Annotated in this window: 9 protein-coding genes; 4 read left to right on the top strand and 5 right to left on the bottom strand. The window is 66.9% G+C overall.

Annotated features, from left to right (window positions below):
* Positions 1–12 precede the first annotated feature (12 nt).
* From BLT75_RS10250 to xylB, 4 genes are read right to left on the bottom strand one after another with little or no spacing between them, the layout of a single operon-like run.
* Positions 13–1,311 carry a cytochrome-c peroxidase gene (locus BLT75_RS10250; RefSeq protein ID WP_093030645.1) on the bottom strand — a complete coding sequence of 433 codons (1,299 nt, stop codon included), beginning with the start codon at positions 1,309–1,311 and terminating at the stop codon, positions 13–15.
* Complete coding sequence (locus tag BLT75_RS10245) at positions 1,308–2,273, bottom strand: aldose epimerase family protein (RefSeq protein WP_093030642.1); 966 nt, start codon at positions 2,271–2,273, stop codon at positions 1,308–1,310. Before BLT75_RS10245 ends, BLT75_RS10250 begins: the two co-directional genes overlap by 4 nt.
* Positions 2,266–3,570: a xylose isomerase gene (gene xylA, locus BLT75_RS10240; protein ID WP_093030639.1), complete on the bottom strand. Its 1,305-nt coding sequence runs from the start codon at positions 3,568–3,570 to the stop codon at positions 2,266–2,268. The genes BLT75_RS10245 and xylA overlap by 8 nt, the downstream gene beginning before the upstream one ends.
* Positions 3,567–5,015, bottom strand: a complete 1,449-nt coding sequence (gene xylB, locus BLT75_RS10235) for a xylulokinase (RefSeq protein ID WP_093030636.1) — start codon at positions 5,013–5,015, stop codon at positions 3,567–3,569. Before xylB ends, xylA begins: the two co-directional genes overlap by 4 nt.
* Positions 5,016–5,231: 216 nt before the next feature.
* On the opposite strand from xylB, the gene BLT75_RS24815 reads away from it, so the two are divergent.
* The 3 genes from BLT75_RS24815 to BLT75_RS10220 are packed head-to-tail and all read left to right on the top strand — an operon-like array spanning position 5,232 to position 9,383.
* A complete protein-coding gene (locus tag BLT75_RS24815) occupies positions 5,232–6,308 on the top strand; it encodes a glycosyltransferase family 4 protein (protein WP_093030633.1) in 1,077 nt (358 codons plus the stop codon).
* A complete protein-coding gene (locus BLT75_RS10225) occupies positions 6,305–7,276 on the top strand; it encodes a glycosyltransferase family 2 protein (protein ID WP_093030630.1) in 972 nt (323 codons plus the stop codon). The genes BLT75_RS24815 and BLT75_RS10225 overlap by 4 nt, the downstream gene beginning before the upstream one ends.
* A gap of 7 nt (positions 7,277–7,283) precedes the next feature.
* Complete coding sequence (locus BLT75_RS10220) at positions 7,284–9,383, top strand: NAD-dependent epimerase/dehydratase family protein (protein WP_093030627.1); 2,100 nt, start codon at positions 7,284–7,286, stop codon at positions 9,381–9,383.
* Here the strand turns inward: BLT75_RS10220 and BLT75_RS10215 are convergent.
* Positions 9,355–10,143, bottom strand: coding sequence for a WecB/TagA/CpsF family glycosyltransferase (locus BLT75_RS10215; RefSeq protein WP_425441132.1), 789 nt, complete (start codon positions 10,141–10,143; stop codon positions 9,355–9,357). The two genes, BLT75_RS10220 and BLT75_RS10215, sit on opposite strands and share 29 nt — an antisense overlap.
* 183 nt (positions 10,144–10,326) lie before the next feature.
* On the opposite strand from BLT75_RS10215, the gene BLT75_RS10210 reads away from it, so the two are divergent.
* A complete protein-coding gene (locus BLT75_RS10210; RefSeq protein WP_176827921.1) occupies positions 10,327–11,790 on the top strand; it encodes a hypothetical protein in 1,464 nt (487 codons plus the stop codon).
* The last annotated feature ends 232 nt before the right edge of the window (positions 11,791–12,022 follow it).

Here is a 12,022-nt window from a genome sequence, read left to right as displayed (position 1 = left end):
TCGTCGAAAAATCTATCGCGGCACGGTCAGGCCGCTCGGGACGCTGACCGGGATGCCAAGTCGCCCGGATACCGCCTTGGGGTCGGTCAGCGTATTGAGAAAGGCGAGAATGGCATCGACTTCGCCGGCGTCCAGTCGGACTGGCACCAGCCGGTTCGCCTTGGCGATCGCCGCGACCTCGGCCCTGTCGTCCGGAACCGCCCGATCGCTGGCAAAGGCGGGTCCAGGCAGCACCGCCGCGGAGATATCGTAGCGCCCGAGGCTTGCGACCGGGTCCAGGTGATGCTCGACCACCGCCCGCAGGCTGGCGTAGGCGCCGCTGTGCCCGTAGGGCGCGGTCACGGTCACATTGCGCAGGGAGGGCGTGCGGAACGCATAGGCGTCCGCCGGGTCGCCGGTCACCCGCATCCGCCCGATATCGCGGTGGTGCCGCTCGAACCGCGCCGCCTTGCCCGGCCCGATCTGCGGCATGGCGATGGCGTGAAACCCGTGATCGGTCTGGAACTGGCCCGCATGGCAGGCAGAGCACCTCGCCTTGCCGTAGAACAACTCCATCCCAGCCATGGCCGCGTCGGGCAGATCCCCCTGCCCGCGCAGGTAGCGATCGAACGGGCTGTCATCCGCGCGCCATTCGAACACCATGAAATCGGCGATCACATTGGCGATATCGGCAAATGTCACCGGGCGGTCGCCGATCACCGTGTCGAAGGCGCTGCGGTATTCGGGGATCGCCTCGACCCGCGCGGCCAGGATCGCCCAGGCCCCGCCCGGACCGGTCAGCATCCCACGGCGCACCGCCTGCGCCACGTCGTTTTCCGAGTAATGCCCGGCCATCTCGTCGCCCGACAGCACCGGGAACATCGCCTGCGCCGCCAGCGCCGAGGCGAAGCCCTGCTCCATGTCGGCCCCCAGCGGCGTGCGGATGCCCGAGGGGCGCGAGGGGTCGCGCTCCAGCCGGCCGTCGTGGAAGAAATGTGTGAACTCCGCCGCGCCCAGGTTGAACAGCGCCGGCGCATTGCGCGGGATGCGCTGTTCGGGCGGGTTTTCCGGGTCGAGGCGCATATCGGGGCCGATCCCCAAGGCCCCGTCGCCCAGGCCCAGCGACACGCCGTCCGAGGTGCCGAAGCGGGGATGGTGGCAGCTGGCGCAGGCCACGGTCTTGTTGCCGCTCAGGATCGGGTCGTAGAACAGCAATTGCCCCAGCCGCACCGCCGCCATGTCGGGGTCCGCGAATACCGCATCGGCGCGCGGCAGCGGATCGGCCAGCAGCGGGCTGGCCGCGATGGTCAGCAGCGTGAGCAGCCGCCTCATGCCGCGTCCTCCTGGTAAATGCGCACTGTCGTGCGCTGGTGATAGGGTCGGTCCGGTGTCACCAGCGGGATGGGAAAGCCCGGCGTGTTCACCGCGTTGGGATAGGCTTGCGGCTCCAGGCAGATCCCGGCAAAAGCCGCATGGCGCTGACCCGGCAGCGGGGCGTGTTCGGCGGTCAGGTATTGGCCGGTATAGAGTTGCAGGCAGGGCTGGTCGGTCTCGATCTCGAGCACGAGCCCGTTGCCCGCCACCCGCGCCTGCCCCCGGTCGAGCACGAAATTCATGTCAAGCCCCTGCCCGTCCGGATCGGCTTCGGCAATGCTCCGTCCGGCCCGGAAATCGAAAGTTTGGCCTGCGACCGCGGAAATTTCGCCCGTCGGGATCCTGGCCCCATCGTTCACGGTGTATCGGCTGGCGGGCAGGGTCACGTGGAAATCGCGGCAACTTTCTGCTCCAAGAGAGTAATAGGAATGCTGCGCAAGGTTCAGCAGAGTCGGCCGATCGCTGGTCGCGCGCATGTCATAGGTCAGGGCATCGCCTTTCAGGCTGATCATCACGACCAGGTCGAGCCGTCCGGGATAGCCGCCCTCGCCATGCCCGGACACCAGCGACAGCCGTACCGCGCGGGCGCCATCGGGCTGCATGTCCCACAGGCGCGCATGCAGGCCCTCGGGCCCGCCGTGGATGTGGTTCGGGGCCTCGTTGGCGGGCAAGGCGTAGCGCACCCCATCCAGCGTGAACCCCGCGCCCGAGATGCGGTTCGCCACCCGGCCCGCGATGATGCCCAAGCTGTTGGGATTATGGGCGTAATCGGCCGGGTCGGCATAACCCAGCACCACCGGCACGCGGGCACTGCGCAAGGGCACCTGCCAGTCCTGCGTGATGCAGCCCCGGTTCAGGATCGCGACCGCAACGTCGCCGTCCTCCAGCACATTCCGCCGGATATCGCCCCTGTCAGACAAAGCGGTTCACGTGGTTTTCCAGCATCTCCTGCCGGCCCGAGCGGGGGTGCGGGTCGATCTCGCCCGCCACGACGCGGGCGAAGAGACTGTCCAGATCGCTCTCCAGGATGCCCTGCCCATGGGCGCTGTCCCAACCCGCGTAGCGTTCGCGCAGCGCCGCCTCCAGCCCGCCATCCTCGATCATCGCGGCGGCGGCTTTCAGTCCCCGGGCGCAGATGTCCATGCCGCCGACATGGGCGGCGATCAGGTCACTCGCGTCCAGCGATTGCCGCCTGAGCTTGGCGTCGAAATTGGTACCGCCGGTGGTGAAGCCGCCCGCCCGCAGGATGTGGTAATAGCATAGCGCCACCTCGGGCACGTTGTTGGGGAACTGGTCGGTGTCCCAGCCCGACTGGTAATCGTTGCGGTTCATGTCGATCGAACCCAGCATGCCCTCGGCTGCCGCCACCGCGATCTCGTGCTCGAAGGAATGCCCGGCCAGGATCGCGTGGCCCTGCTCCAGATTCAGCTTTACCTCGTCCTCCAACCCGTATTTGCGCAGGAAGCCGATACAGGTGGCGGCGTCGAAATCATATTGGTGTTTCGACGGTTCCTGGGGTTTCGGCTCGACCAGGATCGCGCCCTTGAACCCGATCTTGTGCTTGTAGTCGACGACCATACTCAGGAACCGGCCCATATGGTCCAGCTCGCGCCCCATGTCGGTGTTCAGGAGCGTCTCATACCCCTCGCGCCCGCCCCAGAGTACATAGTTCTGCCCGCCCATCCGGTGGGTGGCATCCATGCAGGTTTTGACCGTCGCGGCGGCATAGGCAAAGACGTCCGGGTCGGGGTTGGTCGACGCGCCCGCCATCCAGCGGCGGTGGCTGAACATATTGGCGGTGCCCCATAGAAGCCGGGTCTTGCGGCTTTCCATTTTTGCAAGGAAATAGTCGATGATTTCCTCGAAATTGCGCAGGCTCTCGGCAAAGCTGGCGCCTTCGGGGCGGATGTCGGCATCGTGCCAGCAGAAATAGGGCACGCCGAGGATGTCGAACATCTCGAAGGCCGCGTCGGCCTTGATCCTGGCGCGCTCCATGTCGTCCTGCGGCTGCCAGGGCCGGATCAAGGTCTGGCCCCCAAACGGGTCGTTCCCCTCCCATGCAAAGGAATGCCAATAGGCCACCGCAAAGCGCAGATGATCCTCCATCCGCTTGCCCATGACCATTTCGTCGGGGTCATAGTGGCGAAAGGCCAGAGGGTTGGTGCTGTCCGGCCCTTCGAACCGGACGGGGGCGATATCGACGAAGAACTCGGTCATGGCATGGCTTTCAGCTTGGGGTAAGTGGCGGCGAAATCCGCATGGGCTTGAGAATAGGCATCGACCAGGTCGGCGTGGGGGTCGATGGTTTCGGCGATTGCCGGGCGGGTCATCACCTGGAGTGGATCGGCCCCGGTGACGCCGCAGATGGCGAGGCGCGCGGCGCCCAGTGCGGCACCGAATTCGCCCTGCGCCGGAAGGTCGAGCGGCAGGCCCAGCACGGTGGCCAGCAGTTCCACCCAGTAGCGCGAGCGAGTACCGCCGCCGATGGCCAAGAGGCACGGCAGATCGGCGCCAGTGGCGCGCAGCGCGTCGAGACTGTCGCGCAGGGCGAAACTCACGCCTTCGACCACCGCGCGGGTCAGATCGCGCCGGTCGTGGGCGATGTCGAGGCCCAAAAACGCGCCGCGCACGGCGGCATCGTTATGCGGCGTCCGCTCGCCCGAAAGATAGGGCAGGAAGCGGACCGGGCCGGGGGCAGAAAGAGCGCCCAGTTCGGCGGTCAGGGTCGCGGCATCAGCGCCGGTGATGCGTGCCAGCCAGTTCAGGCTGTCGGTCGCGGCTAGGATCACGCCCATCTGGTACCAGCGCCCCGGCACCGCGTGGCAGAAGGTATGCACCGCGCTGGCCGGGTCCGGGTAAAACCCGCTCCGCGCCGCCAAGAGCACGCCCGAAGTGCCCAGCGAGACGAAGCCGTCGCCTTCGGCCAGCGCGCCCACGCCGCAGGCGGCGGCGGCATTGTCGGCCCCGCCCGCCACGACCTGGACATCCGCTGGCAGGCCCAGCTCGGCGGCCAGATCCGGGCGCATCGGGCCGACGATCCCGGTCCCCTCGCGCAACACCGGCATCTGGTCGCGGCGCATGCCGCCCGCCTGCAACAACCGGTCCGACCAGTCGCGCGCGCCGACATCCAGCCAGGCGGTTCCGGCGGCGTCGGACATCTCGGTGCCAAACTCGCCCGTCATCCACCACGTCAGGTAATCCTTGGGCAGCAGCACCCTGGCGATGCGGGCAAAGACCTGCGGTTCGTGCCGCGCCATCCAGACCAGTTTCGGCGCGGTGAAACCGGGAAAGACGATATTTCCGGACAACGCCCGAACCTCGGGCATCGCATCGAGTTCGGCCGCCTCGGCATGGCAGCGGCTGTCGTTCCACAGGATCGCAGGGCGCAGCACCGCCCCCCCGGCATCCAGAAGCACCGCGCCATGCATCTGGCCCGACAGGCCCAGCCCCTCGACCCGCTCCATCGCCAGCGGATGGCGCTGCGCCAATGCCCGGATGGCCCTACGCGCCGCCTTCACCCAGTCAGCGGGGTCCTGCTCGCTCCAACCCGGGGCCGGATGGACCGCCAGAAGCCCGGCTTCGGCGCTGTCGAGCACATTGCCGTCCGGGCGCACCAGCACCACCCGCACGCCCGACGTGCCCAGATCCAGTCCGATGAACATGTGGCCTCCCAATTCCGCTTCCGACTGTCCACTCATTTAATTTTTGTGTCAAATTAAAAAATCATCCCCCTGCCCCTGTTGTGCCACAGAGACGTCGCAAAACCGTACTTTGGACGGGATAATCCCTGTCACCGGATGGAATCCGCGCGCAGTTTTCCTGTCGCGTGATAGGACGGGAGGGTCATCGACCCGGCACCCCAAGAAGGAGAAGACCGCTTGCGCATCACGTTCCTCAGCCCCCGCTCGAATCTGTCGGGCGGATTGCGGGTCATCGCGGTCTACGCCGAGATGCTGCATGCGCGCGGTCATGAGGTGACTATCGTAACGCCCTCGAGACCCTGCATCGGCTTGCGGCAGAAACTGGCTGCGCTGGCGCACGGCAGGGCACCGAACCCGCCCGAACCGCCGGGGCATTTCGAGGGGCTGAGCGTACCTGTGGTCGAAGCCGAACGAAGCGATTTCCAGTTCGGCGCAGGCGATGTCCCCGATGCCGACGCCATTGTCGCGACCTGGTGGGAAACCGCCTTTGCCGCCGCTGCCATGCCGCCGGAAAAGGGGCGCGGTTTCTATTTCGTCCAGGGGCACGAGGTGTTCGACTTCCTGCCCTGGCAGATTTCGCGCGCGACCTATTTCCTGCCGCTGCGGCAGATCGCGGTGTCGCGCTGGCTGTCGCAAACCCTGGCCGAGACCTATGGCCTGCCCGCTCCGGCGGTTGTGCCCAATGCCATCGACCACGCGCGCTTTTCCACCCCGGCGCGCGACCGTAATGCCAGGCCGGTCGCGGGTTTCGTCTATTGCCAGGGCGCATTGAAAGGGGCCGGGGAAGCAATTGCGGCGCTGCACCGCCTGCGCGTCCTTTATCCCGAACTGGGGATCATCGTCTTCGGCGCAGAACCGCTGAAGACTGGGCATGCCTTGCCGGAAGGGGCCGAGTTCCACCTGCGTCCCGCTCAGGCGGAAATTCCCGCGCTCTATGCCCGCTGCGATCTCTGGCTTTGTCCCAGCCATTCCGAAGGTTTCGGTCTGCCCATGCTCGAGGCGATGGCGGCGCGTTGCCCGGTGGTGGGAACCCGCGTCGGAGCGGCCTTCGACCTGATCGAGCCCGGGGTGACAGGGCAGTTGTGCGAGGTTGGTGACATGTCGGGTCTGGTGCAGGGGGCTCGGGCGATACTCGACCTGCCGCCCGCAGACTGGCGCACGATGTCCGACGCCTGCCATGCGCGCGCATCGGAGTTCACCTGGGAACACTCCTGCGACCGGTTCGAAGCCCTGCTTGCCGGGGATGCCGGATGAGTGGCAGCGTCGATCTGGTCCTGATCGGCCGAAACGAGGGGGACCGGCTGGCGCGCGCCCTGCGCGCCGCGCGCGGGCAGGCGCGCCGGTTGATCTATGTGGATTCGGGGTCCACCGACGGCAGCGTCGCGGCGGCCCGGGCCGCCGGGGCGCTGGTGGTGGAACTGGACATGTCGGTCCCGTTCAGCGCGGCGCGGGCGCGCAATGCCGGGTTCGAAGCCGCGCAGGCGAAGGATCCTGCGCCCTTCGTCCAGTTCATCGACGGCGATTGCGCCCTTGTTCCGGGCTGGCTGGAGGCGGGCGAGGCGCGGCTGAGGCAGGACGATCGCCTGGGTCTTGTCACCGGCTGGCGGTCGGAAATCGCGCCCGAGGTCAGCCTCTACAACCGTATCTGCGACCATGAATGGCGCCGTCCCGCCGGGCCGATCGTGGCCTGCGGCGGCGACATGATGGTGCGGGCCGAGGCGTTCCGGCAGGTGGGCGGGTTCAATCCCGCCGTCATTGCCGCCGAGGATGACGATTTCTGCCTGCGGCTGGCCGAGGCGGGATGGGCGCTGGAACGGCTGCCGCTGGAGATGACCCGCCACGACGCCGCAATGACCCGGTTTGCCCAATGGTGGCGGCGGGCAGTGCGGGCCGGACACGGCTTTGCCCAGGTCGGCGCGCTGCATCCCGGCCATTTCCGGGTCGAGCGGCGCCGGGTACTGGCCTATGGGCTGTTGCTGCCACTGATCGCCCTGATCGGTGCGTCCCATGGCCCCGCCGTGCCGCTGCTGGTGGCCGCGCTCTATACCCTGTCCTGGCAGCGCAGCGTTCGGGGCTTGCAAGCCGAAGGCATGGCGCCCGGCGAGGCGCGCAGACAGGCCGCGTTCCTGACCCTGTCCAAGTTTCCCAACCTTCTGGGTATGGGCAAGTACTGGCTGACCCGGCTGGCCCGGCGCAGCCCCAAGATCATCGAATACCAGTGAGCCGCTTATGACCCGCACCCCCCTTCGCATCGGCCTGATCGGCGCCGGATATATCGCCTCCTGGCATGCGGACGCCCTGCGCGCCGCGCCCGAGGTGGAGTTGAGCGCCGTCTGCGATCCCAATCTGGATCTGGCCGAGGGGCTGGCCAATGATCATGGCGCGCGCGCCTTTGCCACCGTCGAGGAGATGATCGCCGCCGGGGTCTGCGACGGGGTTCATATCCTGACGCCGCCCGACCTGCATCACCCGCTGGCGCTGCAATGCCTGAAAGCGGGCCTGCATGTACTGGTGGAAAAGCCCGTGGCGCTGAACGCCGCCCAGACGCAGGAGATCGAGGCCGCCGCGCAGGCAGCGAACCGGCGGTTCCACCCCGGGCACAACTTCCTTGGCCTGCCCAGCTATGAGCGCTTGAAGCGCGAGATCCGGCGCGGCGGGCTGGGGCGTGTCTCGGGTGCCGAGATCCGCTGGTGCTATCCCTTCGTGCCGCTGCGCTCGGGTCCTTATGGCATCTGGCCGCTGCGCGAGACCCGCAACCTGCTGTTGGAACTGGGGCCGCATCTGCTGAGCCTGGCGCATGACCTGTTCGGCACGGTCGAGATCCAGCATCTGGCGTTGAGCAAGCCCGTCGCCCTGCCCGGAGCGGGCACGCGCCCGCAGGGCTGGCGCATAATGGCGCGGGCCGGATCGGTTGACCTGACATTGACCCTGTCGCTGGTCGAAACGGTCGATGACCGCTCGGTGACGGTGCGCGGGTCTTCGGCCCGCGCCCGGCTGGACCTGGCCGCCGATACGCTGGTGATCGACGCCGAGAACACCGCCGACCTGGTGGCCAATCCGCTCTGGCGGCAAGTGTCGCTGTCGGGTCAGCATCTGGCGCAAGGCGTGGTGAATGCCGCCCGGCAACTCACGTCGCTCAACCGCAAGTCGCCCTATGCGCTGAGTTTCAGCGGGTTGGTGCGCGGCGTCTGGGGGCCGCTGGCGCGCGGCGAGGCGGCCGATCCGCGCTGGTCGGGTGCCTCTGCCGTTGCGGTGATGACGGCGCTGGACGATGTGCTGGCCCGCTGCGACTGGCCGGTGGTCAGCCTGCCCGCCGCCACCCGCAAACCGGCGCCAAAGGCGATGGTGATCGGCGGCACCGGCTTCATCGGCCGGGCGCTGACCCGCGAACTGGCGGCACGCGGCACCGATGTGCGCGTCGTCTCGCGCGGGCGGCGGGGGCCATTTGCCGATCTGCCCGACGCGGTGGAAACGGTCTCGCTGTCGCTGACCGATACCGAGGCGCTGACCCGCGCGATGGAGGGGATCGACACGGTCTATAACCTCGCCCGCTCGACCGACAGCAGCTGGGAGGATTGCCTGAAAAACGATGTCGCCGTGGCCGAGGGGATCGGCCGGGCGGCGCAGGCGGCGGGCGTGCGGCGGCTGGTCTATACCGGCACCATCGCCAGTTTCGACATGTCCGACCCCAAGGGTCGGATCGACGACGAAACGTCCCTGCCCGATCAGATGGAAGAGCGCAACCTCTATGCCCGGTCCAAGGCGGAATGCGAACATCGGCTGATGGCGCTGCACCGCCAGCACGGGCTGCCGCTGGTCATCGCACGGCCCGGCATCGTGGTCGGCGCGGGCGGGCCGCTGCAACATTGGGGCATCGGGCGCTGGCACGGGGCGGGCGCGGTGCGGCTCTGGGGCAACGGGCGCAACCCGCTGCCCTTCGTGCTGATCGGCGATTGCGTCGCCGGGCTGATCGCCTGCGCCGCGACGCAGGGGATCGAGGGGCGCAGCTTCAACCTTGTGGGCCCGCCGCTGCTGAGCGCGCGGGACTATTTCGACGCCATCCATGATACGCTGGGCGCGCGTGTCCAGGTCAGTTCCGGCAACCTCCACCTGATGTATGCCGCCGATGCGGTGAAACACCAGTTGAAGGCGCGGCTGCTGCGGCGGAGCGGGCTGACCCGGCCCTCGCGCGCGGACTGGCTGTCACGGGCGCATCTGACGCCCTTTGACAACAGCCGGGCGCGGACCGAGCTGGGCTGGCACCCCTGCACCGACCGCGCCAAATTCGTGTGTCTTGCGATCACCGAGGCCGGGTTGTTCGGCTTTTGATCTGGCTGCCGGTCCTGCGCAACCGGCGCGCGGCGGCGACCTGTCCAGGCAGGATCGCCGCACAGCGGGCATAGCGCGGCACCAGCCGCACAGGGTTGCTCAGCATCCGCCACAGCCATTCCAGCCCCACCCGCCGCATCCAGCGCGGCGCGCGCACCTGGTGGCCGCCGAGGAAATCGAGCCCGGCCCCCACCGAGGCAAAGCCGACGCCGGGCGCCAGTTCGCGCCCGCGCTGGGCCAGAATCTCCTGCCTGGGCGCGCCGAGCGCCAGAAAGCACAGGCCCACACCCCGTGTCGCCAGTTCCGACAGGATCGCCGCCGCCGCCGCGCCTCGGGGGTCGAAGCCATAGGGCGGCGCGTGGATCCAGACCACCGACAGACCAGGCGCATGCCCCTCCAGCACCCGGCGGGCATCAGCCAGCGCCGCCTCGGACGAGCCCACCAGCGCCACTGGCACGGCTTCTTCGGCGGCAAGTTCGGCCAATGGGAACACCAGATCGGAACCGGGCAGCAACGCGACCGGACGGCCAGCGAGACGCGACAGGGCCACGATGGGCCGGCCATCGGCCACCACCAGATCCTGTGCCGCATAGGCGCTGGCGAATTCCGGGTCGACTGCCAGTTTGACCAGGTGATCCAGATTGATCGTTGCCAGCGCGAAGCCCTCGCCGGCACGGAACCGCCGCCGCACTTCAGCCATCAGCTCCGCGCCCGTGGCCATGTTGACCTTGATACGGTTCGATCCGAAGTGGAATTCCACCTGGCTGCTCTCCCATTTTTCCAACTCCTTAACGGACAAGGGCGCGCGATGCCAAGACTTGCTGCGAAACCGTGCCGATCCTGCCACCGGATCGCCCAAATCGGGCTCTATCTGACGACAGGCCAAACCCGGTCTGATAGGATCGGCCTGGAATAGCGACCGGAACCAGCCAGACGGAGTCCAATGCCCAACCCAGTCGCCTATTTGATGCTGATGCTGTGGCCGCTTGTCTGCGTGGCCCTGTTCGTGCGGCTTCCCGTGCGACATGCCATCATCTGGGGCATTCTGGGCGGCTATCTGATCCTGCCCCCTGTGGCCGAACTCGACCTGCCGTTGATCCCGTCGCTGAACAAGGATTCGATCGCCTCCGTCGCAACCTTCCTTGCCTGCCTCGTGATTGCACGGCAAGCTGTTCCCCTGTTGCCCCGGGCCAGGCCCGTGCGCGTGCTGGTGGCCGCATTCATCCTGTGTGCGGTGCCTACCGTGCTGACCAACCGCGAGCCGCTGATCTTCGAGGTTCTGGCAGGCAGCGAACCGATCCGGTTCATCACCAATCAGATTCCCGGTCTCGGGCTGCGCGACCTGTTGTCCATCATGATCGGGCAGGTGATCGTGCTCTTGCCCTTCTTCCTGGGCCGGGCACATCTGTCCGACGAGAACGGCCTGCGCGCGATCATTCTGGGGCTTGCAGTGGCAGGGCTGGCCTATTCCCTGCCGTCGCTCTTCGAAATCAACTTCGCTCCGGTCATAAACATCTTCGTCTACGGCTTTTTCCAGCACGATTTCAGCCAGATGATCCGCGACGGCGGCTTCCGGCCCATTGTGTTCCTGCCGCATGGGCTGTGGCTGGCCTTCTTCATGGTGACGGCCCTGATCTCGGCAGCGGCGCTGGCCCGCGCGTCGCAGGACAACGAACGTCTGAAATGGGGAATGGCGACGCTCTATCTGGCGCTGGTCCTCAATGCCTGCAAGAGCCTGGCGGCGCTCATGTACGGCATGGCCCTTGTACCCGTCGTCCTCTTTCTTCGGCGCAAGATGGTGATCCGCCTGGCGCTGGCCATTGCGCTGCTGGCGATAACCTACCCGGCATTGCGGAACCTCGGGCTCATTCCGCTGGACGCGATACTGGAGAAAGCGGCCGGCATCAGTGCCGAACGCGCGCAATCGCTGGAATTCCGCTTCACGAACGAAGAGCTTCTTCTGGACCGCGCCCATGACAAGCCCTGGTTCGGCTGGGGCGGCTGGGGCCGCAACCTGGAGCTCGATCCGGAAACCGGCATGATCATCTCGATCCCCGACGGGGCATGGATCATCGTTTTCGGAACATTCGGGTGGCTCGGGTATATTGCACAGATGGGCCTTCTGGCAGCCCCGATCATCATGGCGGCCCTTCATATCCGGAAAACGCCGCCGGAAAGCGTGTCTGATGCCCTTGCGCCGATTGCGGTGATCCTGGCGGCAACGATGACCGACATGCTGCTGAACGCAACCCTGACCCCGTTCACCTGGCTCTGTGCCGGCGCGGTTGTCGGTTACATCGAACGCCAGTGGTACCCGGATTGGAGCCATAAACGGCGCGGCATGTTCGGCAGCGGCCCGGCGCTGGGTGGGACGGTGTCCCCAGGTGACAAGAGAACCATCCTGTAAACGGGCCGTGATGCCCCGAAAACTTCACCGAAAAGCACGGGAATGCACCTTCAATTGTCCCTGTTTCCGCCACAATTTCTCTGGAAAAACTGTGTTGTGCGCAATCGGGAACAGGACACATTCCGAAGGCAACAGGTTTCGTGTCATTGTCACAGTGCGTTAGGGAATTACGGCAAGAACAGTTAAAATTATTGCCTTTCAGCTTGGCGAAACGGCGGCTTAGATGGTGGCC

It is taken from the genome of Ruegeria marina (genome assembly GCF_900101475.1).
In the GTDB taxonomy this organism is placed as follows: Bacteria; Pseudomonadota; Alphaproteobacteria; order Rhodobacterales; family Rhodobacteraceae; genus Ruegeria_B; species Ruegeria_B marina.
The sequence above is the reverse complement of the archived record's forward strand: the minus strand, read 5'-3'. Positions and strand labels throughout refer to the sequence as shown.